This is a genomic window from Serratia sp. AXJ-M (genome assembly GCF_046531865.1).
GTDB classification, from domain to species: domain Bacteria; phylum Pseudomonadota; class Gammaproteobacteria; order Enterobacterales; family Enterobacteriaceae; genus Serratia; species Serratia liquefaciens.
Genome location: NZ_CP059394.1, coordinates 5,025,220 through 5,049,713 on the forward strand (window position 1 = coordinate 5,025,220; position 24,494 = coordinate 5,049,713).

A 24,494-nucleotide genomic window follows, 5' to 3' on the forward strand; every position below is an offset into this window, starting at 1 on the left:
GTAACGACGCTGCAACGTGAAAGGCGACGGGTATATTATACTGATTAATTATCCGTCGATCTGAGGACATCAGCGTGCGCCCATTCAGCCTGAAGAAAATCGATCACCTGGTACTGCGCGTCACCGACCTGGAAAAAAGCCTTCAATTTTATACCCAGATACTGGGATGTGAAATCGCCAGACGGCGTCCCGATCTGGGGCTGGTGCATCTGCGCGTCGGCGTTTCCATGCTTGATCTGGTCGACGTCGACGGCGTGCTGGGGAAAAAAGGCGGCCAGCATCCCGATGCTCGCCAGCAGAATGTCGATCACTTCTGTTTGCGCATCGAACCTTTCAACGAGGGCGAACTGTTAGCATATTTGCGATCGCAGGGGATCAGCGTTGATCCCCCCGAATCCCGATTTGGCGCAGAGGGCGACGGGCCGTCTCTCTATTTCACCGATCCAGACGGCAATCGCGTGGAGCTGAAAGGCCCAGCGGCGTAGCGTCGCAAGGATATTCCGCAGTATTGAATGATTGGTTCCCGCCGCCGGCTTAACCCTATTGCCTGATACCGTGCAGCGCCATCAGCGCCTCGACGCAGGGCTGATGCTCAGCCACCCACCTGCGCGCCGTATTGTGCTGCTCCCACTTGATGTCCGTCAGGTGCGCCATGTCAAAACGCGGCATATCCTGCTGATCCAACGGATAAAGGTGCGGGCGTACGATTTCAAACATCGCCTGCCCGCAGGCTGAGATTGCCGCGATGACTTCGGGATCCTGCGTGGCAAGATCCTGTTTGAAGTAAAACCGGAAAGGATAAGCCGATGCAGGCGGCTGGACATGCCGGGAATCCAGCCCCAGGCTGCTGAGATAGGTATGCGTAAGCGAAGGAGCTTGCTCATTTGCGCTACGGGGGATCATGATCACCGGATAGCTTTCCAGTACGCCGGTCTTGGGCGAGTCTTGCTTGAAAATAGAGTTGAAGAACGCCTGATCGACCGGAATTTCCGACGTATCCATGCCATTTTCAAGCCGATCGCGATAATACTCGCGCATCTGCGAAGAGAACATCACGCCGTAGCCGCTTTTTCCTGTGGGTTGAATATCGATTTTGAGGAAATCGTAAACAGGTAATGCCTGGCTATCCGCTTCATGTTCCGCACGGCAAAAAACCGACAAATACGACAATTGCAATGAGGCAGTGGGCAGCGCAGAAGGATAATTGCTTTTAAACAGCGTATTGGCGCGGTTCAGGAACCAGGTCAGGGCTTCTGGACCACTGTGTGCCAGATCGTTGATATTGTTATAGCGCAGGAAACCATTGGCGTGGTTTTTTAATTCTGTAACCTGAAGTTCTGGGGTAATAGGTATTTGCCGAACAAAGAAAACGCCATTCATAATAATTTCTCACTCGAAAACATGAAAAATAATTATAGATGAGGTTTTTCACTCGCTGTAAATAATAAAAACCAGGTTATCCACCATTAATTAAATAAATTTAGATAGAATAATTAAACTAAAAATAATACCAAAAAACTTGATTTACAAATAATTTAAATACCGCTAAATACAATAAATTGAATATCGACGGATTACTCTGTTTCGTGCGGTACGCATGATTTATTTATCGGTCTTAAACCATAATTTTATTCGCTGCGTCGGTTCCGCCCGACGCAGCAAATGCCGGCTTTTACATCACCCCGGCGGAAATTATTGCTTTTGAGCCGCCAGCGCCTGAGCGCAAGCCCAGGCAGAACTCCAGGCCCACTGGAAGTTATATCCCCCCAGCCACCCTGTCACATCCACCACTTCGCCAATAAAGTACAGGCCCGGCACCTTGGCGGCCTCCATGGTCTTGGAGGACAGCTCTTTGGTGTCGACGCCGCCGAGCGTCACTTCCGCCGTGCGGTAGCCTTCGGTACCGTTGGGTTGTACGCGCCAATTCTGCAAGGTTTCCACCAACGCTGTCTGCTGCGTCGGGTTCAGTTGCTTTAATGTCGCTTCCGGCAGTTGGCCCAAGGTCTGCAAACATTCCACCAACCGCTTCGGCAGGTGCAGCGCCAGGGTATTTTTCAGGCTTTGATTAGGGTGTGCCTGACGTTGCTCATTGAGGAAGCCCGCCAGATCAAGCGTAGGAAGTAAGTTAACACTCACAAACTCACCGGGCTGCCAGTAGCTGGAAAGTTGCAATACCGCCGGCCCGGACAGGCCACGATGGGTAAACAATATGCTTTCGCGGAAGCTGACGCCGTTTTCTGCGGTGATCACTGCCGGCACAGAGACGCCAGACAGGGTCTGCAAATGCTCCAACAGCGGTTTATGCAGCGTAAAAGGCACCAGCGCGGCGCGCGTCGGCAATACCTTCAGGCCAAACTGCTCCGCCAGCTTATAGCCGAACGGCGTCGCGCCCAGGCCCGGCATCGACAATCCACCGCTGGCCACCACAAGTGAGCGAGCGCTCACTTTCTCACCATTCAGCGCCAGTTCGAAGCCTTCTGCGATTTTTTCTACGCCCAGCACTTCGCTGCGCAGGCGTGTCGTCACCTGACCCTGCTCGCACTCTTTCACCAGGAGTTCGACCACCTGCTGCGCCGAGTCGTCGCAAAACAGTTGCCCCAGGGTCTTCTCGTGGTAGGCGATGCCATGACGGTTGATCAGATCGATAAAGTCCCACTGGGTGTAGCGTGCCAGCGCAGATTTGCAGAAATGCGGGTTATTCGACAGATAAGCGGCAGGCTCCGTGTACATGTTGGTAAAGTTACAGCGTCCGCCGCCGGACATCAGGATTTTGCGCCCCGGTTTTTTGCCGTTGTCGAGCAGCAGCACCCGGCAGCCGAGTTGCCCTGCCTGCGCCGCGCAAAACATGCCCGCTGCGCCCGCACCTATTACCACGACATCAAACTGTTCCACCTGCGCCTCTCTGAATAAAAACCACAATCGCGACAAAAGGCCGCTATTTTACGCCGTATCGCTACCGGTAACCGACAACTTTACGGCGGCAGATTGTAAAGCCATGCCGCCCTCAACGCCATAGTAAGAAAATATTACAGCGAGATATTCAGCATAACGCGCTGATATTTCATGTATTTGTCATACCAACGCCATCATTTCGTCATATCGAAATCAAAAAAACGTCATATTTTCCTTTTCCCCGGCCCCGGTTGTCACTGATAATGCGCGGCGTTCATGTCCACAAACTGGCGTAACGCTTATGCTGCATTTGTTCGCTGGCCTGGATTTCCATACCGGCCTGATGTTAATTCTCGCATTGTTGTTCGTGTTGTTTTATGAAGCCATTAACGGTTTTCATGACACGGCCAATGCGGTTGCTACTGTAATTTATACCCGTGCCATGCGTTCGCAACTTGCGGTTGTGATGGCTGGCTTGTTCAACTTTCTTGGCGTTATGCTCGGCGGTTTGAGTGTTGCTTACGCCATTGTTCATCTGCTGCCAACCGATCTGTTGTTGAACGTCAGTTCAGCGCACGGATTAGCCATGGTGTTCTCCATGCTGCTGGCGGCTATCATCTGGAACCTCGGCACCTGGTATTTCGGTCTGCCGGCCTCCAGCTCTCATACGCTGATTGGCGCAATTATCGGTGTGGGTTTAACCAACGCACTGATGACCCACACTTCGGTGGTGGATGCGCTTAACGTCCCGAAAATGATCGGTATTTTCCTGTCATTGCTCATCTCGCCGCTGGTCGGCATGATGGTCGCCGGGTTGATGGTGTTTGCCTTGCGCCGCTATTGGAGTGGCACCAAGAAACGCCAGCGTATGCACATGACCCCTGCGGAACGTGAAAAGGTCGACGGCAAACGCAAGCCGCCGTTCTGGACCCGTATCGCACTGATCCTGTCTGCTATCGGCGTTAGCTTCTCGCACGGCGCCAACGATGGTCAGAAAGGCATCGGCTTGATCATGCTGGTGCTGATCGGCGTTGCGCCGGCCGGCTTCGTGGTCAATATGAATGCAACCGGCTATGACATCACCCGTACGCGTGATGCCGTGACCCACCTGCAGCAATATTACCAGCAGCACAGCGACGCCTTGGCGCACGTGGTCACTCTGACCCCACTGGTGCCAAGCCCGGATGAGGACGTCTCGCCGGATAAACCTATCGAGTTCCACTGTGACAGCGCGCGCGCCATGCCGGCGATTGAGCTGACCCAGGGCTTGCTGAACAATCTGCAAAGTTACGATCAACTGACGGTAGAACAGCGTAGTCATCTGCGCCGCCTGCTGATGTGCGTAACGGATACCGCAGACAAGATCGCCAAGCTGCCGGAAACCTCGGCCCAGGACCAACGTTTCCTGAAAAACCTGCGTCAGGATCTGCTGCAAACCGTTGAGTATGCACCGATCTGGATTATCGTCTCGGTTGCTCTGGCGTTGTCACTCGGCACCATGGTCGGCTGGCGTCGCGTCGCCACCACCATCGGCGAGAAAATCGGTAAGAAGGGCATGACCTACTCTCAGGGCGTGTCAGCTCAGATGACCGCAGCCTTGTCGATTGGCGTTGCCAGCTATACCGGCATGCCGGTTTCCACCACCCACGTACTCTCTTCGGCGGTAGCCGGGACGATGATCGTGGACGGCGGCGGTGTGCAAAGCAAAACCGTGAAGAACATCCTGTTGGCCTGGTTGTTAACCCTGCCAATCTCGATTCTGCTTTCCGGTTCGCTGTACTGGTTGGCGCTTAAGGTGATCTAAGCAGTTTGCCTGATGAGAAAGGCGGCCCTGGTGGCCGCCTTTTTCTTTGTCTGTTGCAGAAAGAATCGGTCGGATTCAATACCAAATCATCAGCGCAACCAGGCTGATCACCACCAGTCCGCACAGGGCTGAGGTCAGCATAAACTGCCCGCGCACACGCTCACAGCGGCGAATAAACTCCGGATCATGGTGCTCGACATAACGCTGCGAGAAGATATAGCGCACCAGCCGTATCTGCTTGCTCGGCTGGCCATGAGCGGTAAAGAAACCACCGCCGTCGACATATTGATACAGCAGCGGGTCACAGCCGCGCAGAACCACCAACAGCGCGCGCAGAGAAGAGTAATACCGCACCATGTTTAACACACACACCACACACAGAGCCCAAAACAGCGCGACGGTACTGATCATGATTGCCTCCTCAAGGCGTTGTTATCCACGGCGCTCCGCCGGGTCCAACTGCCCTACCTCTATCACCCATTACTGCTGGAGCTTACCGCTCCGATCCCCTTTGCACAGCACAGGCCGCGCATAACCCACCGCCTCTGGAAACACCCCATCGCCATGCAGATGCACACGCGCAGGTTTGATACAGAGGAGAAATGATAAGGCCTATAGTCATTATTGTAGGTTAATGAAACGCAAACTGGCCTGAGCAGTAGATAAAATTTACCGCAAGCCATCCATTTGTCATCCATCTATTGGTTATAACTGATAACTGCCCTGCCTGAGGCCGCCGGAGTTTTCCACTGCCCTAAAGGGCATTTGGGGCTATACTCTGTTTAAGAATGCTTATATTTCAATCGGTCAACCCAGCAACCGCATCATGGGCGATAGGCTTTTCTGCCCAGCGGGTGTAAAACTGACGGTAGGAAGATAAAGAGAGTTTTTTGATGCGGTGCAGTGTGATCGCCTCAACATATCATTGTGTTATCTGAATGATAAAATGAAACCTGAAGCGCCAGGCTGGTACGCTAAATGCCTGCTAACCTTTTAATCGGCATTATATGGAAGGAGTATTCTCATGGCTTACAAACACATTTTGATTGCGGTAGACCTATCCCCGGAAAGTAAAATCCTGGTGGAGAAAGCCGTATCTATGGCGCGTCCGTACAACGCCAAAGTTTCCCTGATCCACGTAGATGTTAACTATTCCGACCTGTATACCGGCCTGATCGACGTTAATCTCGGCGATATGCAAAAACGCATTTCCGAAGAAACTCACCACGCATTGACCGAACTGTCGCAGAATGCCGGCTATCCGATCACCGAAACCCTGAGCGGCAGCGGCGATTTGGCGCAGGTATTGGTTGATGCCATCAAGAAATACGATATGGACCTGGTCCTGTGCGGCCACCATCAGGATTTCTGGAGCAAGCTGATGTCCTCCGCACGTCAGTTGATCAACACCGTGCACATCGACATGCTGATTGTGCCGCTGCGTGACGAAGACGAAAAAGCCGAAGATTAAGTCGGCGCCGCTAAACAGACTTGCCCAACGCCCGCGATTGCGGGCGTTTTTCATTCCGCCGACATCAATAATCGCTTGATAATCAACCGCCCTCCAGTGATATAGTCGCTAAAGACACAACATCCTCCCCCAGGTTTTATCCATACCAATATTTATAAAAATAATGGGGGAAATTAATAGTATTACCCTATGAATTTCGGGCTGTAGCCGGGCAACAACGCTGCAGCTTGAAAGACGACGGGTATAAAGGAGTTATCCATGGAAAATACCGTATCGGTAGAGTCTTTCTTGTCCTCGCTTCAACAACATAATCCCCATCAGCCGGAATTTCTACAGGCGGTCAGGGAAGTCTTCACTTCGCTGTGGCCTTTTATCGAGCGTAATCCGCGCTATCGCGAATATGCGCTGCTGGAGCGTTTGGTAGAGCCCGAGCGTACCATCCAGTTCCGCGTCAGTTGGGTCGACGATCGCGGCCAGGTGCAGGTTAACCGCGCCTGGCGCGTGCAGTTCAACTCAGCCATCGGGCCTTATAAAGGCGGCATGCGCTTTCATCCTTCGGTCAATTTGTCGATTCTGAAGTTCCTCGGCTTCGAACAGACGTTTAAAAACGCCCTGACCACCCTGCCGATGGGCGGCGGAAAAGGCGGTTCGGACTTTGATCCCAAGGGGAAAAGCCAGGCGGAGATCATGCGTTTCTGCCAGGCGCTGATGACGGAACTGTACCGTCACCTCGGGCCGGATACCGACGTGCCCGCCGGCGATATCGGCGTTGGCGGTCGTGAGGTCGGCTTTATGAGCGGCATGATGAAAAAGCTGTCCAACAACACCGCCTGCGTGTTCACCGGCAAGGGGCTTTCATTCGGCGGTAGCCTGATCCGTCCAGAGGCCACCGGCTATGGGCTGGTCTATTTCACCGACGCCATGCTGCAACGTCACGGGCTGGGTTTTGAAGGCATGCGGGTTGCGGTTTCTGGTTCAGGTAACGTGGCGCAATACACCATTGAGAAGGCACTGGAGCTGGATGCGCGTGTGATCACCGTATCAGACTCTGGCGGTACTCTGGTCGATGAAGCCGGCTTTACCACCGAAAAACTGGCCCATTTGGTGGAGATCAAGAATCAGCGCTATGGTCGCGTGGAAGATTATGCCCGCGAACGTGGCCTGACCTATCTGGCCGGCCAGCAGCCCTGGAACGTGCCGGTGGATATCGCCCTGCCGTGCGCCACCCAAAACGAGCTGGATTTGGCTGCCGCACAGACGCTGATCCGCAACGGGGTCAAAGCTGTGGCGGAAGGCGCAAATATGCCGACCACCATTCAGGCGACCGATGCATTCCTGGACGCCGGGGTGCTGTTTGCGCCGGGCAAGGCGGCCAACGCCGGTGGGGTTGCTACCTCCGGGCTGGAGATGGCGCAGAACGCCGCGCGCATCGGCTGGCGCGCCGAGAAAGTGGATGTACGTTTACAACATATCATGGCGGATATTCATCACGCCTGCGTGGAATACGGCGGCGAGGGTAAGCAAACCCACTACGTACACGGCGCCAATATCGCCGGATTCGTCAAGGTAGCCGACGCCATGCTGGCGCAGGGCGTGTTGTAACAGGTTCATAAGGTGATCTTGTTCACACATTGCTAAAATGCTTCAATGCCGGCGCTCAGTCCGGCATTTTTACCCCTGCAAAACCCGATTGCCCCGCCTCATTTGTTTTATATATGTAAATAATTATGGTTTTTATTGTTAATTTTATGATGATTTTTCGTGGTAAAATTACCACCACTGAATTATTAAACAATTAATTAACATTAAAACCGTCATATTTTTACTCCAATGTGCACAGATCACAATTTCCCAACTCTCGTTACGTCCCCTCTTCCATTCCTTTGTAATCTGCTCAGGTGGAAAAACAGCCACCCCTACAGATAAAAAAGGTACAGCGAATGAAATTTAACCTCGCATTATTAAATGCATGTGTGGTTTCTGCGTGCATGTTATCGACAACACCTGCCTTTGCTGCTGAAAAGTACGAGATTGCCGTGGTTGCCAAAGTGACCGGCATTCCCTGGTTCAACCGTATGGAAGTCGGCGTTAACGACGCGGCCAAAAAGCTCGACGTCAATGCCTACCAGACCGGGCCGTCCACCCCAGACCCGGCCGCACAGGTGAAAGTGATTGAAGACCTGATCGCCAAGAACGTCAACGCCATCATCGTGGTGCCTAACGACGCCAAGGTGCTGGAGCCGGTGCTGAAGAAGGCGCGCGAGAAAGGCATCGTGGTGCTGACGCATGAATCCCCGGACCAGCAGATTGGCCAGTGGGACATTGAAACCATCGACAGCGAGAAGTATGCGCAGGCCAACGTCGATGAGCTGGCGAAAGACATGGGCGGCAAAGGCGGCTATGCCATTTATGTCGGCTCGCTGACCGTGCCGTTGCACAACGCCTGGGCGGATTCCGCCATCAAGTACCAGAAAGCCAAATATCCGGACATGTTCGAAGTCACTTCGCGCCTGCCGGTGGCGGAAAGCATCGACAAGTCCTACGCCACCACGCTGGATTTGATGAAAACCTATCCGCAGATGAAAGGCATTATCGGCTTCGGCTCCCTCGGCCCGATCGGTGCCGGCCAGGCAGTCGCCAAGAAACGCGCCAAGGACAAGATCGCCGTAGTCGGTATTGCCATGCCGGCACAGGCCGCGCCTTACCTGGCACGCGGCGACATCAAGAAAGCCCTGTTGTGGGACCCGAAAGACGCCGGTTATGCCCTGGTGACGGTGGCCGATCAACTCTTGCAGGGCAAAGAAGTGACCAAAGATTTGTCGATCGAAGGTTTGGGTAAAGCCGACGTCGACATGGATAAAAAAGTGATTCGGTTTAATAAAATTCTTGAAGTCACCAAAGATAATGCCAAATCGCTAGGATTTTAATTTTCAGTAATATTACGCCACACCGGGAAAGTCATGAAACAACGAAGGGCGCAATATAGTGCGCCCCGAGTTTCAGTCACTACCATAATAAAAACCTGCACAGGTTAACGCTATGACCACATCCACCGCATTTATCACCCTGGAAAATATCAGTAAGAGATTCCCAGGCGTGCTGGCCTTGGACCAGATCAACCTGACGCTAAATATTGGCGAAGTGCATTGCCTGGCCGGGCAAAATGGCTGCGGAAAAAGCACCATCATTAAAATTATTTCCGGCGTTTATCAGCCGGAAAAAGGCGCCAATATTTCGCTTGAGGGTAAACTTTTTCATTCTCTGACGCCGCAGCTGTCCGGCTATTACGGTATTCAGGTAATTTATCAGGATCTGTCGTTATTCCCCAACCTGACCGTGGCGGAAAATATCGCCATTCACCGCTACCTGCCCGGCGGCCATTTCTGGGTGCGCAAGCAGGTGATGCGCCAGACGGCGCTGGATGCCATGGCGCGCGTCGGCGTGCGTATCGATCCCGACAAGAAAGTCGAAAAACTGTCGATTGCCGATCGCCAACTGGTGGCCATATGCCGTGCCATTGCCGCCGACGCACGGCTGGTGATCATGGATGAGCCAACCGCTTCGCTGACGCGGCAAGAGGTCGACGGCCTGCTGCGGGTGGTCAACGAACTGAAAGCGGCGGGCATCTGCGTGGTGTTCGTCAGCCACCGACTGGATGAAGTGATGGAGGTCGCCGACCGCATCAGCGTGATGCGCGACGGCAAGCTGGTCGGCACTTATCCCGCCAGCCAGTTGGACAGCCATGAACTGGCGTTCCTGATGACCGGCCAACGCTTCCATTACAGCCAACTGCCGGCGCTGGCGTCCACCGACAGCGCACCGCTGCTCGAGGTTCGCAATCTCAGCCGACGCGGAAAATACCAGGACATCAATCTTTCACTGCACGGCGGCGAGATCGTCTCGATCGTCGGGCTGCTTGGCGCGGGCCGTACCGAGCTGTGCCTCAGCCTGTTCGGCATGACCCGTCCCGACAGCGGAGAAATTCGCATCGACGGCCATCCGGTCCAACTGCACAACAACCGTGAAGCGGTGCGCCAGGGTATCGGCTATGTGTCGGAGGATCGTCTTACGCAAGGGCTGATCATGGAGCAGTCGATCTACGACAACACCATCGTCACGGTCTTCGATCAACTGCACACCTCGCTCGGGCTGCTGGACCATGCCAAAGCGACCGAGCTGGTTAACCGGCTGATTCGCGATCTGAACATCAAGGTTTCCGACAGCGCGCTGCCGGTAAAAACCCTGTCGGGCGGCAATGCGCAACGTATCGCCATCGCCAAGTGGGTGGCAACGCAGCCGAAGATCCTGATCCTTGATTCGCCTACCGTCGGAGTGGACATCGCCAACAAAGAGGGGATCTACCAGATCGCCAAAGATCTGGCCGCGCTCGGCATGGCGGTGCTGATGATCTGCGACGAAATCCCGGAAGCCTATTACAACAGCCATCGGGTGATGGTGATGCGCAAGGGCGAGCTGATCGCCGAGTTTTCGCCGCACCACAGCACCGAACAACAGATCGCCGAGGTGGTGAATGGATAAGTCATTATTGGCCCGCCTGGCCGGCCGGCACGAGTTTTACCTGGGCCTGCTGGTGTTGTTGCTGGCAATAGGCCTGAGCGTCAGCACCAGCGAGTTTCTGACGCTGGGTAACCTGACGGATGTCGCCACCAGCTACGCCATTCTCGGCATTCTCGCCTGCGGCCTGTTCGTGGTGCTGATAGCCGGCGGCATCGACATTTCATTCCCGGCGATCACCGCCATCGCGCAGTACGTGATGGCCAGTTGGGTCATTCAACACGGTGGCGGCTTCCCGCTGGCGTTCGCACTGGCAATGGGCGTCGGCCTGCTGCTCGGGCTGGTGAACGGTTTTCTGGTCTACTGGCTGAAGGTGCCGGCGATCATCATCACCATCGCCACGCTGAACCTGTTCTACGGCTTACTGGTTTACGCCACCAACGGCACCTGGCTGTACGGTTTCCCCGACTGGTTTATGGATGGCATCAGCTGGTTCTCATTCCAGGGGGCCGACGGTTATGACTACGGCCTGACGCTGCCGCTGCTGTGCCTGCTGGCGGTGATTATCGTCACCGGTGTGCTGATGAACTTTACTCGCCTCGGCCGCCAAATTTTCGCCATGGGCGGCAACCGCGATGCGGCGTCACGCCTGGGGCTGAACCTGCTGCGGCTGCACTTCTACGTTTACGGCTACATGGGCATTCTGGCGGGTATCGCCGCGGTGGTGCAGGCGCAGATAACCCAGTCGGTAGCCCCCAACTCCCTGCTCGGTTTTGAGCTGACGGTGCTGGCTGCGGTGGTGCTGGGCGGCACCAGCATGACCGGTGGGCGCGGCTCCTTGACCGGCACGCTGCTGGGCGTGGTGCTGTTGGCCTTCCTGCAAAACGGCCTGACGCTGCTCAGCGTGTCGGCCTATTGGCACCAGGTGTTCAGCGGCGCGATCATTTTGATCAGCATCAGCAGCACCGCCTGGAATGAAAAACGCAAGCTGGCCAAGGAGCTATGACATGATCCAGTTAACCCGTCTGATCCCCAACGATCGGATCATCCGCCTGCAGAGCGCGATCATTATCGCCGTGGCGCTGCTGTTCGCCGGGCTGCTCGGATCGCGCTTCTTCAGCCTCGGCAATTTCCAGTCGATCGCCTCGCAGCTTCCGATCCTCGGCATGCTGGCGCTCGGTATGGGCATCACCATGCTGACCGGCGGCATCAATCTGTCGATTATCGCCGGTGCCAACGCCTGCTCGCTGGTGATGGCAGCCATTATCGTCAGCCACCCGGACCAACCGCTGTTTCTGGCGCTGGCACTGCTGGCCGGGCTGCTGGTCGCCGTCGCCATTGGCGCGCTTAACGGCGTGCTGGTCGCCTGGATTGGCGTTTCGCCCATCCTCGCTTCGCTCGGCACCATGACGCTGATCACCGGCCTGAATATTCTGCTGTCCAACGGCGCGGTGATCTCCGGCTTCCCGGCGGCGATTCAGTATCTCGGCAACGGTAGTCTGCTCGGCATTCCGGTAGCGCTGCTGCTGTTCCTGCTGGTATCCGTTGGCCTGTGGCTATTGCTGGAGCACACCACGCTCGGACGCAGCCTGTATCTGATTGGCTCCAACGAGCAAGCCACCCGTTTTAGCGGCGTAAACACCGCCCGGGTACAGATTGCGGTCTATATTTTGTCCGCCCTGCTCGGCTGGGGTGCGGCGCTGCTGATGATGGCCAAATTCAACTCGGCCAAGGCCGGTTACGGCGAATCCTATCTGCTGGTGACCATTTTGGCCTCGGTGCTGGGCGGCATTAACCCGGACGGTGGGTTTGGCCGGGTGCTGGGTCTGGTGCTGGCGCTGATTGTGCTGCAAATGCTGGAAAGCGGCCTCAACCTGCTGGGCGTCAGCAGCTATCTGACCATGGCCCTGTGGGGCGGTGTGCTGATCCTGTTTATCGCATTACAGAATCGAAAAGCCTGACTGGAGAAAAACAATGGCGAGCTATTTTATTGGCGTAGATGTAGGCACCGGAAGTGCGCGCGCAGGGGTATTCGATCTCAACGGTCACATGGTCGGGCAGGCCAGCCGAACCATCGACCTGTATCGTCCGAAAGCGGACTTCGTTGAGCAGTCTTCGGACAATATCTGGCAGGCGGTGTGCAACGCGGTGCGCGATGCGGTCAACCAGGCCGACATCAACCCGATTCAGGTTAAAGGACTGGGTTTTGACGCCACCTGTTCTCTGGTGGTGTTGGACAAAGAGGGCCAACCGCTGACCGTCAGCCCGTCCGGCCGCACCGAGCAGAACATCATCGTGTGGATGGATCACCGGGCCATCACCCAGGCCGAACGCATCAACGCCACCAAACACCGGGTGCTGGATTTCGTCGGCGGCATCATTTCGCCGGAAATGCAGACCCCCAAAATGCTGTGGTTGAAACAGCATATGCCGACCACCTGGGCCAATGCCGGTTACCTGTTTGACCTGCCGGACTTCCTCACCTGGCGGGCCACCCAGGACGCCACCCGTTCACTGTGTTCGACGGTGTGCAAATGGACCTATCTCGGCCATGAACAGCGCTGGGACAAAAGCTATTTCAAACAGATTGGATTGGAAGACGTGCTGGAGCACGATGCCGCCAAGATCGGCAGCGACGTCAAAATGATGGGCGAACCGCTCGGCCACGGCCTCACCCAGCGTGCCGCCAGTGAAATGGGCCTGATTGCCGGCACGGCGGTCAGCGTCTCGATCATTGACGCCCACGCCGGGACGCTAGGCACGCTTGGCGCTACCGGGGTTTCCGGTGAAGTGGCAGATTTTAACCGCCGCGTTGCGCTGATTGGCGGTACTTCCACCGGCCATATGGCGATGTCCCGTACCGCGCGTTTTATTGGCGGCGTATGGGGGCCGTATTACTCGGCGATCCTGCCGGAATACTGGCTGAACGAGGGCGGCCAGTCCGCCACCGGTGCGCTGATTGACCACGTGATCCAGTCGCATCCTTGTTACCCGGAGCTGCTGGCACAGGCAAAAACCCAGGGACAGACGATTTATGAAGTGCTGAATGCCCTGCTGCGCCGCATGGCAGGTGAGCCGGAGGAGATTGCCTTCCTCACCCAGGATATTCATATGCTGCCGTATTTCCACGGCAACCGTTCACCACGTGCCAACCCGACGCTGACCGGTACTCTGACCGGGCTGAAGCTGTCGCGTACCCCGGAAGATATGGCCTTGCATTATCTGGCGACCATCCAGGCGATTGCGCTGGGTACCCGCCATATTATTGAAACCATGAACCAAAGTGGCTACAGCATCGACACCATCATGGCCAGCGGCGGCGGTACCAAAAACCCGATTTTCGTGCAGGAACATGCCAATGCCACCGGCTGCGCCATGCTGTTACCGGAAGAGAGCGAGGCGATGCTGTTGGGGGGAGCGATGATGGGCACGGTGGCGGCCGGGGTATACGACACGCTGCCGGAAGCCATGAGCGCCATGAGTCGCATAGGTAAAACCGTGACGCCACAGACCAACAAAATCAAACGCTATTACGACCGTAAATACCGCGTGTTCCATGAGCTGTATAACGACCACATGAAATACCGCCAACTGATGCAGGAGGAAGCCTGATGCAGCAGGAATGGCAGCGGGCCACTGAAGCCTGGGCAATCTACAGCCGGGAACTGGCACAGCTGAGCCAGCGCATCGACGCACAAAGCTGGCAACGGTTGCTGACGGCATTGGCCGAGTGCCGGGGGAAAATCGTGGTTACCGGCGTCGGGACTTCCGGTATTGCGGCACGCAAGATAGCCCATATGCTGGCCTGCGTGGAACGGCCAGCCATCTACCTGAACGCCACCGATGCAGCCCACGGCGATCTGGGCTTTTTGCGCAGCGACGATTTGATGATTCTGATTTCGCGCGGCGGAAATTCCGACGAATTGACCCGCCTGCTGCCAACGCTGCAGGCCAAGGGTGTGCCGCTGATCGGCGTGACGGAAAATCCGGATTCGGCGATCGCCAAAGCAGCACGGTTGGTGATCCGCACCGGGGTAGAAAATGAGATAGATCCACTGAATATGCTGGCAACGACGTCTATCGTGCTGGTATTGGCAATCTTCGACGCGGCCTGTGCCTGCCTGATGGAACGCAGTGGCTACGACAAAGAAACGTTGCTGGCGGTACACCCAGGCGGTGACGTCGGCAAGCGCTTGCTGCAGGGGAAGTAATCCACGGGTGTTGTTGGTAGGGCTCAGCATACCTACGCCGAGCCCATTATCTCTATCAGGCTTTGTTAATCGCCTCGAGAATCACTAACCGATCGCTCAGGCGTTTTTTTGCCACCGGATCGCTGGCGGCGGCCAATTCTGCCTTCAATGCCGCCTGTTGCTGCTGACGGGCCTTCGGCTCGCCGATCAGCAGTGGCTTCACGTTGAACGACGCGACATTACCGTAGCGCCCATCTTCACTGGTAGGTACGCTGATTTTGCCGTCGTTCAGCAGTTTTTCGACGATTTTACGCTCACGTTCGTAGCCTTCCAACCCAACCAACTGCCAGCGCTGCACCGCCTGTCCCTGATACTGGCCTTTTTTCACTTCGGTCAGATAACGGATAGTCAGGTTGCGGATGGTTCCGGCCTCTTCGCCATATTCAGCCTTGCTGTCCGACAATACCGGGAACTGCATACCTTCCAGTGCGCCGCCTTTTTGCGTCAGGTGCCCCATGCGATAGCTGTTCATGCCCAGACGGATCGGCGTGCTGTCAGTCACCGGCGTGCCGTCGGCCATGCGCAAATCACGGATGCGCTGCCCGACCGGTTGGCGCAGGTCGATTTTATAGGTCACGCCATCGAAGAAATCATTGGTGGAATACTTGGACGCGCGGCGCTGCGGGTTGAAGCTGTAGGTGACATCGCCGTCCTGCAGCTGATTGAAGTAGCCCGCCGACCATTCCATGTACTTCTTCAGCTCTTTGCCACTGAGTTGGTACACGGTGATCTCGCCGCCGGCATATTGATAATTGAAGGCGATATCTTTGGCCGTGATGGTGCCGACGTTTAATTTCGGCCGGTCATTATCAATCTGCAGCGCGATCACCTGCGCCTTCGGCGCATAGTAACGGCTGGCTTCCTGATACAGTTTGCTGATGCCGGTATCCTGCACGTGTACCTGCGGGATCCCCTTCACCGCATCCGGCGGCACCAGATCCTGGCCGCTGAGCTGGGCAATCGGCCGGTTGGCGTTGGCGCGCAAAATCTTGTGATAAGGCTGATAAATCTCTTCCAGCTTTTTATCCGACGCGATGCCTTTGATTGGATAGGTATAGCTGTCTTTGTTGATCAGCACGTACTTGCCGTTGTGCTGCTCAAACTGCAAATCGATGCGCGACAGCGCACGGCCATATTTGTCCGGTTCGGTAACGATCACGCCGTTAATCACTTCTTTATCGACTTTTACGTGCATGTGCCCGGCGACGATCGCCGCCAGTTCCGGGTTCGCACGAGCGATATCGCCAACGCCGGTGCCAGGGCGCTGGTTCTCGTTGTCGATGCCCATGTGCGCCACCAGCACGATAGCGTCCACTTCACCCTGAATTTGCTGAATGACCTGCTTCACCGCCTGTACCGGATCGGTAAAGTTCAGCCCTTTCACCCGGTCGGTGCCTTTGGCGAACTCTGCGGTCATCGGCGTATCCATGCCAATAATGCCGATTTTCACTCCCTGACGTTCAATGATTTTATACGCCGGCAGGTAGGGTTTGCCGCTCTCCCACAGAATATTGCCGGCCAATGCCGTGCCCTTGAACTGGTTCAGTGAGGTGGAAAGCGGTTTGAGGCCGAAATCGAACTCATGGTTACCCATCACCCAGACGTCATAGTCCAGCGCGTTAAACCCGAGGATCATCGGGCTGGTTTTGTCGTTTTTAAAAGTCTCGACAAAGTTGCCCTGGATGGTGTCGCCGGCATCGACCAGGATCACGTTGGGCTGCTTCGCGCGTACCTGTTGCACCTGAGTGGCGATTTGGCTCAGGCTGCCGGCCAGGTTTTCGGTGTCGGTCGAATAATCCCAGGGCACAAAGGTACCGTGCAGATCGGACGTGCCGAGGATGGTGATATTGACTGGTTCAGAAGCCATTGCAGAGGTACCCAGGCAAAGCAAAACAGCAAGGAGTGTCTTCTTCATTATCATCTAATTATAGGGAGGGGAACGAACAGGAATCATGCGATCTGGAACACAAGCTTGCCAGTATCTTTGCAAGGTAAAAAATAAAATTGGGAGGTGGATCAATGAATACCTCCCTATTTCGCCCTCTATGCCCTAAATAATTGGCGTTGTATCAAGGCGGCAAGTTTGTCAGTCCCCAGGAGCTTACTCAAGTAAGTGACTGGGGCGCACAACAAATCTGTCGGGAACAGATTTGAACAACGTTTGCGTTGGCCCCGTTAAGGGGCGAGGCCCGTGGCCGGGCCGAGTAATGCAGCCAACACAGATACAGCCTCAAGTATGAAGGGGATAGGGCATATAAATATCGAAACGGTGACTCTTGGTGGTCGAGGCCGCATGCGCGGGCACGTTAGCCAATGGTGGAGCGTAATCCGGCCGTTTAACCACCACGCGCTTGGTCGCCAGACGGCGTGCCGGCTCCAGCAGACCATCGGCATCGTCGTCGCTGCCCACCAGCGACTGGAACACCCGCATCTCTTTCTTCACCAGCGCGCTTTTCTGCTTGTGCGGGTACATAGGATCCAGGTACACCACCTCGGGGGGTGAGTCGAGCTCGGCTAACGCCGTCAGACTGGAGGCATGCAGCAGAGTCATGCGCTCGCGCAGCCATGGGCCGATTTCCGCATCCTGATAGCCGCGTTGCAGTCCATCGTCCAGCAAGGCAGCCACCACCGGATTACGCTCCAGCATCCTCACCCGGCAGCCCAGCGATGCCAGCACAAAGGCATCGCGCCCCAGCCCTGCCGTAGCATCCACCACGTTTGGCCGATAGCTGCCCTTGATGCCGACCGCTTTCGCCACCGCTTCGCCACGCCCGCCGCCAAAGCGGCGTCGGTGCGCCATAGTGCCGGAAATGAAATCGACGTAGATCGCCCCCAGCTTGGGTTCGTCACGCTTACGCAACTCCAGACGTTGCGGCGTCAGCACCAGCGCCATCGTCGCGTCGTCGTCCGAAACCAACTGCCAGCGTTCCGCCAGAATAGACAAGGCGCCGGGATCGGCGCCTTCTTCACACAATAAACACACGCTCACCGGTGGGGTTATCCTTTAATGCCGTAATGGCGCAGCATAGCATCCAGCTGCGGCTCACGGCCACGGAAGCGTTTGAACAGTTCCATCGGCTCTTCGGAACCGCCACGCGACAGGATGTTGTCGAGGAAGGATTTACCGGTTTCGGCGTTGAAAATCCCCTCTTCTTCAAAGCGCGAATAGGCATCTGCCGACAACACTTCTGCCCACAGGTAGCTGTAGTAACCCGCCGCGTAACCGCCGGCAAAGATGTGGCTGAAAGCGTGCGGGAAACGGCCCCAGCTTGGAGAAGGCACAACCGCCACCATTTTTTTCACTTCTGCCAACGTCGGCAGGATCTGCGCACCTTTCTCCGGGCTGTATTCGGCGTGCATGCGGAAGTCGAACAGGCCAAACTCCAACTGACGCAGGATGAACAGCGCAGCCTGGTAGTTTTTGGCGGCCAGCAACTTGTCCAGCATCTCCTTCGGCAGCGGCTCACCGCTTTGATAATGGCCGGAGATAAACGCCAGCGCTTCCGGCTCCCAGCACCAGTTTTCCATAAACTGGCTCGGCAGTTCGACCGCATCCCATGGCACACCGCTAATACCGGAAACACCGGCGGTGTCGATTTGGGTCAGCATATGGTGCAGACCGTGGCCGAACTCGTGGAACAGCGTGGTCACTTCGTTATGGGTGAACAGCGCCGGCTTGTCGCCCAGCGGGCGGTTGAAGTTACAGGTCAGATAGGCGACCGGTTTTTGCAGCTCGCCGTTGGCCTTGCGCAGGCTACCGACACAGTCATCCATCCAGGCCCCGCCGCGCTTGTTTTCGCGGGCATACAGGTCGAGGTAGAAGCTGCCGCGCAGCTCACCGTTAGCGTCGAACAGATCAAAGAAGCGCACTTCTGGATGCCAGGTATCCACATCCTTACGCTCTTTGGCAGTGATGCCATAAATGCGTTTCACCACTTCGAACAGGCCTTGTACCACACGCTGTTCCGGGAAGTAGGGGCGCAGTTGCTCGTCGCTGATCGAGAACAGGTGCTGTTTTTGTTTTTCGCCGTAATAGGTGATGTCCCAGGCTTCCAGCTCATCCACACCGTAATGCTGTTTGGCAAAGGCACGCAGCTGCGCCAGTTCCTGCTCGGCCTGCGGACGGGCGCGTTTGGCCAAATCACTCAGGAAACCCAGTACCTGCTCCGGGTTTTCAGCCATTTTGGTCGCCAGCGACTTGTCGGCGTAGCTGTCAAAGCCCAGCAACTGGGCCAATTCGTGACGCAACGCCAGCGTTTCCGCCATCACTTCACTGTTGTCCCATTTGCCGGCATTTGGCCCCTGATCGGAGGCGCGGGTAGCGAAAGCACGATACATTTCTTCACGCAGCGCGCGGTTATCGCCATAGGTCAGCACCGGCAGATAGCTTGGCATATCCAGCGTCAGCAACCAGCCTTCCTGCTCTTTGGCCTGCGCCATCGCCTGAGCCTGAGCCAGCGCGCTTTCCGGCAGGCCGCTCAGTTCGGCTTGATCGGTGATCAACTTGCTCCAGCCCATGGTGGCGTCGAGCACGTTGTTGCTGTAAGTGGAACCCAGTTCGGAAAGGCGAGCGACAATCTCGCCATAGCGACGCTGTTTTTCCGGCGACAGCCCAATGCCCGACAGTTCGAAATCACGCAGCGCGTTTTCTACCGACTTGCGCTGCGGTACCGTCAGTTGATTGAAGGCTTCGCCTTCTTTCAGGCTACGGTAAGCCTGGTATAGCCCTTCGTGTTGCCCTACCCAGGTGCCGTACTCAGACAGCAACGGCAGCGCCTGCTCATAGGCGGCACGCAGTTCCGGGCTGTTTTTCACCGAGTTCAGATGGCCGACCGGCGACCAGATGCGCGACAGGCGATCGTCAGACTCCGCCAGCGGCTGACACAGGTTATCCCAGGTAAATGGCCCCGGTTGCGCGACAACGCGCTCTACCGCAGCGCGACAGTCGTCCAAGGCGGATTGCACCGCAGGCACGATATCTTCTGGGCGAATGGCGGAAAACGGCGGCAGGGAAAACGGAGTCAGCAACGGATTTGTCATAGGGCAGTCCTGATTAGCGTTGGGGCCCGCCACGACGGGCAGGCCTTAAAATGCGTATGAATATCTAACATGGTGCCAAGCGGCAGGAAAATCAATGGCCCGGCGTTGATAGATAGTGCCTTAAACCGCACTCTGACGGATCTTCGCGGCCAGCACGGCCAGATGCTCGTCGTCAGCGCGCGCCGCGTCGTGGGACGAAAGGTAACCCTCATAGCGGTCGAAGAATTTCGCCGAGGTCGATTCGATAGGCTGCCACTGTTCCAGCGCAGCGGTACCGTGCATCGGGATCAGCTTGGCATGCACATGGTCGACGCCAAAACCTTCGAACACCATGCCGCAGCGGCCCACGTCGTCAAACGCCCGGTCGAGCAACTGCGCTACCCGCTTGGTCGCCAACATCAGCTCGCTGAGTACCTCGTCCGGCAACGCAAAGGCATAGCTCTCATAGTGCGCCTTGGGGATCACTACGCTGAAACCCTCGGTATTCGGATAAATGGAAAGGAACGCCATATGACTCTCGTCTTCCCAAATTTTATGGCACGGCACTCTGCCCGCCACCATTTCGCAAAAGATGCAGCTCATCGTCTCCTCCTTAATGGGACGGCGAGCCTAGAGCTCGCCGTAAAAAGCCTTTCAGCAACATAGCGGATATTTTGCCTTTTGACTGCTATTCCCCTGCATTTCCCGCCCAAACAGCCGGACGCCGTTGATGCCACGGCGCTGCCCGTTCCAGCTGCCCTGCCAACCGCAGCAGTTGAGCTTCGCGGCCAAAACCGGCAACAAATTGCATGCCTATCGGCAGATTATGCTGCGCATCATGCGCCAGCGGCACCGACATCGCCGGCACGCCTGCCACATTAAACACCGGCGTGAACGGTGAATGATCGAATAAATGCGCGGTCCACTCCAGGCCACTCATATCCGCCGTTCCGGTACCGTAGCGACCAATGCGCCAGGGCAAGCCAGGTATGGTCGGGGTCAACAACAGATCGTACTGCTGGAAATAGGTGCCCACGGCACGAGTCACCCGGTTACGCACCTCAAGCGCCGCAACCATATCCACCGCCCTGGCGGCCAACCCGTAGCGGTAACAGGCCAGCGTTTCCGGCTCCAGCATGTCGGTTGAAATCGCGCGTCCGGTGGTTTGGCTCAACCCCTCAACCCAACCGACCAGATTGGCGCACCAGATCTGCGCATTGGCGAATACCAGTTCCTGCCAGCTGACGCCGATCGGCATCTCCGCCTCAGTGACCTGATGGCCCAGCTCGCTCAGCAGCACTGCGGTGTCGTTGGTGGCCTGAACGATTTGCGGTGCAGTTTTCCCGCCATTCCACGCCTGAGTCATCATGCCAATACGCAACCGACCAGGCTCGCGGGTGACCTGTGACAGCCAGCTTTCTGGCTGCGGTGCCGTGTAATAAGGTTCGCCGGGATGGGGATGTTGTAGCGCATCCAGTAAAGCGGCACTGTCGCGTACCGTGCGACTCAGCCCCAATTGAACGCCAAAGCCGTTGAACACTTCATCCATCGCCGGACCATGTGATACCCGGCCGCGCGTCGGTTTAAGGCCGAACAACCCATTGGACGAAGCAGGCACGCGAATAGAGCCTGCAGCATCAGTGGCATGCGCCATAGGCACGACCCCGGCAGCAACCGCCGCGCCAGCACCGCCGCTGGAACCTCCCGCGCTGAAATCAAGGTTCCAGGGATTGCGCGTAGCACCGTAAAGCACCGCTTCGGTGGTGGTGCTGAACGCCATCTCCGGCGTGGTGGTTCGGCCAAAGGTCACCAGCCCCGCGCGATGGATATTGCGCATCAGATAACTGTCTTCCGCGGCAATCTGCCCCTGCGCCAACCGGCTTCCCAATTCAAGACGCTTGCCGGCCATGCTGATGGCGATATCCTTGATCAGAAAGGGAACGCCTGACAGCGGGCCGCGCCTCTCCCACAGAGGTTGTGGCCAATGCTCCACCACCGCGTTGATCGCCGGGTTTACCGCCTCAACCGCAGCCCTCGCCGTTTGCTGCAGCTCTTGTGCACTGACTTCACCCGCCTGTACCAATGCTGCCAACCCCAGCGCGTCGTAGCTAACGTACTCGCTCAGTTTCATCGTCTCTTCCTTCATCCGTTATGGTTTCGCCGGCTTTTCCGACGTCCGTTCCACGGTAGGAGGATTGGCGCTATAGTTGAAATTGATAGATTTAATACGAGGAATAGTTATCAACAATTTAAAGCGGGTCGATCTCAACTTGCTGGTCACGCTGGAAGCGCTGCTCAGCGAACGCAACGTGACGCGGGCGGCGGCACGCCTCAATCTGAGTCAGCCGTCGGTCAGCATTCAACTGGCCAAACTGCGCGAGATTTACCATGATCCCCTGCTGCTGCCCGGCCCGCGAGGGATGTTGCCCACGGCGCGCGCGCTAAGCCTGTTGACGCCTCTGCGCCAGACGCTGGCCGACCTCGGCCGCCTGCTGGCGCCGGAACACCCCTTTGATCCGCTGCTGGCTGAAATGACCTGGCAACTGGCCGCCGCCGACGCCGCCGAATATGCCATCCTGTTGCCGATGCTGCCCAAACTGCGGCAGGCAGCACCCCAATCCCGCCTGGCGATCCGCGAAGCATCGCCGAAACACATGAGTCGCGATCTGGCGGACGGCGTGATCGACCTCGGTTTTTTGTCCCGGGAAGAAGCCCCCGCCGAGCTGCGCCACCGGCAGTTGTTTCGCGAGGAGTACCTGCTGGTAAGCCGCCGTGACCATCCGTTGTTGCAAAGCCCCCCTTCGCTGGAGCAGTTTTGTCAGTTGGAGTTCGTGATGGTTTCGCAAGACGGCGGCGGTTTTCGCACCCTGATTGACACGCTGTTGGAAGCGCAGGGATTAGCGCGGCGTGTAGTGATGTCGCTACCGCACTTCTTGTTCATCCCCGCACTGCTGGCGAGATCCGATATGGTCGCGATGCTGCCTTCACGCATGCTGGGCGAACTGCTTGGCGACCTGCGCACCTGGCCGGCCCCCTTGGCAATACCCGGCTATGACATGGTAATGGTGTGGCATGAACGCTCGCACCTGGATCCGGCCCATGGCTGGTTGCGTGAGCAGGTGGTCAACGCCCTGGAGGCCCCGTCGATATCACTGTAAAACTTCAACCAGCTCAAACTGTTGAAACACCAGCCACATCTGGGGCGAGAACGTGCCTTCACGCGTAAAAAAATCCTGGTGCCCCTGCCGCCAGAACGCCAGGCTCTTATCCCCCTCACCTTCCTGTGCCGCCATCTCGGCCGTAACGTCGCAATAGCGAGTCAGCTTCAATGACAGGATCCTGATGACGCAGGCCGGTTCGCCGCGACCGTCAAGCACGACGTTGTAATCCCCGAGCATCGGCTCTTGCTCTTGCCGATATGCAAGATAAGAACAGCAGGTGGCGGTTTTTTGCCCCTCGAGCACCCGTTGCAACAGCTCGTCCGCCAGCATGGGGCTGTCGCCGAACGCCCAGCGAGACGCGCCAGGGTATTTAGCCAAAATGGCCGCTTTAGTCATCGCCTTTCTCCTTGATTGAAGGGCTGAGGTCACGCATTTCACTTTTTCCCGCCCAGACAGTTTATACTGTGCAGAATATAAGCCTTTATTCTGTTCAGCAGGCTCCGTCGGGAGCACAAGGAATTACCACAAGCCATGTTAAGTTACCGCCACAGTTTCCACGCCGGCAACCACGCCGACGTGCTTAAGCACACCGTTCAAAGCCTGATCATCGAATCGCTGAAAGAAAAAGAGAAGCCGTTCCTGTACCTGGATACCCACTCCGGCGCAGGTCGCTATCAGCTGAGCGGTGAACACGCCGAGCGCACCGGGGAATACCTGGAAGGCATCGGTCTGCTGTGGCAACGTGATGACCTGCCGCAAGAGCTGGCAGCCTACATGAGCGTAGTGCACAACTTTAACCGCACCGAAAGGCTGCGTTACTACCCTGGCTCGCCACTGATTGCCCGTCAGCTGCTGCGTCCGCAGGATAAAATTCACCTGACCGAACTGCACCCGAGCGACTTCCCGTTGCTGCGCAGTGAGTTCCAGAAGGACGAGCGTGCCAAGGTGCAACGCGCCGATGGCTACCAGCAGTTGAAATCCCAACTGCCGCCGCTGTCGCGCCGCGGGCTGATCCTGATGGACCCGCCGTACGAAATGAAAACCGATTACCAGGACGTGGTAAAAGGCCTGCAGGAAGGCTACAAGCGCTTTGCCACCGGCACCTACGCGCTGTGGTACCCGGTGGTGATGCGCCAGCAAATCAAGCGCATGCTGAAAGACCTGGAAGCCACCGGCATCCGCAATATTCTGCAGATCGAACTGGCGGTAAGACCCGACAGCGACCAGCGCGGCATGACCGCCTCAGGCATGATTGTGATTAACCCGCCGTGGAAGCTGGAACAGCAGATGAAAAATGTGCTGCCATGGCTGCACAAAATCCTGGTGCCGTCAGGCAATGGCCACCATTTGGTGAACTGGGTAGTGCCGGAATAAGCTTCCGG

Annotated in this window: 21 protein-coding genes; 12 read left to right on the forward strand and 9 right to left on the reverse strand. The window is 56.6% G+C overall.

The genetic code is table 11. The features are described 5' to 3' along the window. Nucleotides 1–74: 74 nt before the first annotated feature. A complete protein-coding gene (locus H0S68_RS23440) occupies nucleotides 75–485 on the forward strand; it encodes a VOC family protein (protein ID WP_020837432.1) in 411 nt (136 codons plus the stop codon). 55 nt (nucleotides 486–540) lie between these two features. On the opposite strand, the gene H0S68_RS23445 is transcribed toward H0S68_RS23440, so the two are convergent. Together H0S68_RS23445 and H0S68_RS23450 are read right to left on the reverse strand one after the other, a co-directional pair. Further along, nucleotides 541–1,380, reverse strand: coding sequence for a putative oxygenase MesX (locus H0S68_RS23445; protein WP_198640125.1), 840 nt, complete (start codon nucleotides 1,378–1,380; stop codon nucleotides 541–543). A gap of 312 nt (nucleotides 1,381–1,692) precedes the next feature. Further along, nucleotides 1,693–2,892 (reverse strand): NAD(P)/FAD-dependent oxidoreductase, encoded by a 1,200-nt coding sequence (locus H0S68_RS23450; RefSeq protein WP_149573931.1) that lies wholly within the window; start codon nucleotides 2,890–2,892, stop codon nucleotides 1,693–1,695. 301 nt (nucleotides 2,893–3,193) lie between these two features. Here H0S68_RS23450 and pitA point away from each other — a divergent pair, with 301 nt between their 5' ends. Next, nucleotides 3,194–4,696, forward strand: a complete 1,503-nt coding sequence (gene pitA / locus H0S68_RS23455) for an inorganic phosphate transporter PitA (protein WP_020837436.1) — start codon at nucleotides 3,194–3,196, stop codon at nucleotides 4,694–4,696. Between the two features lie 75 nt (nucleotides 4,697–4,771). On the opposite strand, the gene uspB is transcribed toward pitA, so the two are convergent. Further along, a complete protein-coding gene (gene uspB / locus H0S68_RS23460) occupies nucleotides 4,772–5,107 on the reverse strand; it encodes a universal stress protein UspB (RefSeq protein WP_020837437.1) in 336 nt (111 codons plus the stop codon). Nucleotides 5,108–5,720: 613 nt separating this feature from the next. Here uspB and uspA point away from each other — a divergent pair. The 8 genes from uspA to H0S68_RS23500 all read left to right on the forward strand — a co-directional run bounded on the left by uspA (nucleotide 5,721) and on the right by H0S68_RS23500 (nucleotide 14,893). Further along, nucleotides 5,721–6,167, forward strand: coding sequence for a universal stress protein UspA (uspA, locus tag H0S68_RS23465; RefSeq protein ID WP_012147365.1), 447 nt, complete (start codon nucleotides 5,721–5,723; stop codon nucleotides 6,165–6,167). Between the two features lie 258 nt (nucleotides 6,168–6,425). Further along, nucleotides 6,426–7,769: an NADP-specific glutamate dehydrogenase gene (gdhA, locus tag H0S68_RS23470; RefSeq protein WP_020837438.1), complete on the forward strand. Its 1,344-nt coding sequence runs from the start codon at nucleotides 6,426–6,428 to the stop codon at nucleotides 7,767–7,769. Nucleotides 7,770–8,107: 338 nt separating this feature from the next. Continuing rightward, a complete protein-coding gene (locus H0S68_RS23475) occupies nucleotides 8,108–9,094 on the forward strand; it encodes an autoinducer 2 ABC transporter substrate-binding protein (protein WP_020837439.1) in 987 nt (328 codons plus the stop codon). Nucleotides 9,095–9,206: 112 nt separating this feature from the next. After that, nucleotides 9,207–10,706, forward strand: a complete 1,500-nt coding sequence (locus tag H0S68_RS23480) for a sugar ABC transporter ATP-binding protein (protein ID WP_400827787.1) — start codon at nucleotides 9,207–9,209, stop codon at nucleotides 10,704–10,706. Further along, nucleotides 10,699–11,688: an ABC transporter permease gene (locus H0S68_RS23485; protein WP_046374939.1), complete on the forward strand. Its 990-nt coding sequence runs from the start codon at nucleotides 10,699–10,701 to the stop codon at nucleotides 11,686–11,688. Before H0S68_RS23480 ends, H0S68_RS23485 begins: the two co-directional genes overlap by 8 nt. Before the next feature lies 1 nt (nucleotide 11,689). Next, on the forward strand, nucleotides 11,690–12,643 hold the full coding sequence (locus H0S68_RS23490; RefSeq protein WP_020837442.1) for an ABC transporter permease: 954 nt from the start codon (nucleotides 11,690–11,692) through the stop codon (nucleotides 12,641–12,643). 13 nt (nucleotides 12,644–12,656) lie between these two features. Next, the gene (locus H0S68_RS23495) at nucleotides 12,657–14,294 is read left to right on the forward strand and encodes an FGGY-family carbohydrate kinase (RefSeq protein WP_020837444.1); all 1,638 of its coding nucleotides are present in this window, start codon (nucleotides 12,657–12,659) and stop codon (nucleotides 14,292–14,294) included. After that, nucleotides 14,294–14,893 (forward strand): SIS domain-containing protein, encoded by a 600-nt coding sequence (locus tag H0S68_RS23500; RefSeq protein WP_020837445.1) that lies wholly within the window; start codon nucleotides 14,294–14,296, stop codon nucleotides 14,891–14,893. The genes H0S68_RS23495 and H0S68_RS23500 overlap by 1 nt, the downstream gene beginning before the upstream one ends. A 55-nt stretch (nucleotides 14,894–14,948) precedes the next feature. Here the strand turns inward: H0S68_RS23500 and H0S68_RS23505 are convergent, their stop codons facing one another. The 5 genes from H0S68_RS23505 to H0S68_RS23525 form a co-directional block, all read right to left on the reverse strand. Continuing rightward, a complete protein-coding gene (locus tag H0S68_RS23505) occupies nucleotides 14,949–16,847 on the reverse strand; it encodes a bifunctional metallophosphatase/5'-nucleotidase (RefSeq protein WP_409325361.1) in 1,899 nt (632 codons plus the stop codon). Nucleotides 16,848–17,162: 315 nt separating this feature from the next. After that, nucleotides 17,163–17,921, reverse strand: coding sequence for a 16S rRNA (guanine(1516)-N(2))-methyltransferase RsmJ (gene rsmJ / locus H0S68_RS23510; RefSeq protein ID WP_128865301.1), 759 nt, complete (start codon nucleotides 17,919–17,921; stop codon nucleotides 17,163–17,165). A gap of 8 nt (nucleotides 17,922–17,929) precedes the next feature. Continuing rightward, nucleotides 17,930–19,972: an oligopeptidase A gene (gene prlC / locus H0S68_RS23515; RefSeq protein ID WP_046374936.1), complete on the reverse strand. Its 2,043-nt coding sequence runs from the start codon at nucleotides 19,970–19,972 to the stop codon at nucleotides 17,930–17,932. Nucleotides 19,973–20,092: 120 nt separating this feature from the next. Further along, nucleotides 20,093–20,554, reverse strand: a complete 462-nt coding sequence (locus tag H0S68_RS23520) for an HIT family protein (protein WP_046374935.1) — start codon at nucleotides 20,552–20,554, stop codon at nucleotides 20,093–20,095. 85 nt (nucleotides 20,555–20,639) lie between these two features. Beyond that, a complete protein-coding gene (locus tag H0S68_RS23525) occupies nucleotides 20,640–22,082 on the reverse strand; it encodes an amidase (RefSeq protein WP_410529046.1) in 1,443 nt (480 codons plus the stop codon). A gap of 109 nt (nucleotides 22,083–22,191) precedes the next feature. On the opposite strand from H0S68_RS23525, the gene H0S68_RS23530 reads away from it, so the two are divergent. Then, nucleotides 22,192–23,109 carry a LysR family transcriptional regulator gene (locus tag H0S68_RS23530; protein WP_410529478.1) on the forward strand — a complete coding sequence of 306 codons (918 nt, stop codon included), beginning with the start codon at nucleotides 22,192–22,194 and terminating at the stop codon, nucleotides 23,107–23,109. Here H0S68_RS23530 and H0S68_RS23535 read toward each other — a convergent pair. Beyond that, nucleotides 23,101–23,508: an ASCH domain-containing protein gene (locus H0S68_RS23535; protein WP_259219582.1), complete on the reverse strand. Its 408-nt coding sequence runs from the start codon at nucleotides 23,506–23,508 to the stop codon at nucleotides 23,101–23,103. The two genes, H0S68_RS23530 and H0S68_RS23535, sit on opposite strands and share 9 nt — an antisense overlap. A 135-nt stretch (nucleotides 23,509–23,643) precedes the next feature. Here H0S68_RS23535 and H0S68_RS23540 point away from each other — a divergent pair, with 135 nt between their 5' ends. Next, nucleotides 23,644–24,486 (forward strand): 23S rRNA (adenine(2030)-N(6))-methyltransferase RlmJ, encoded by an 843-nt coding sequence (locus tag H0S68_RS23540; RefSeq protein ID WP_410529047.1) that lies wholly within the window; start codon nucleotides 23,644–23,646, stop codon nucleotides 24,484–24,486. Nucleotides 24,487–24,494 lie beyond the last annotated feature (8 nt).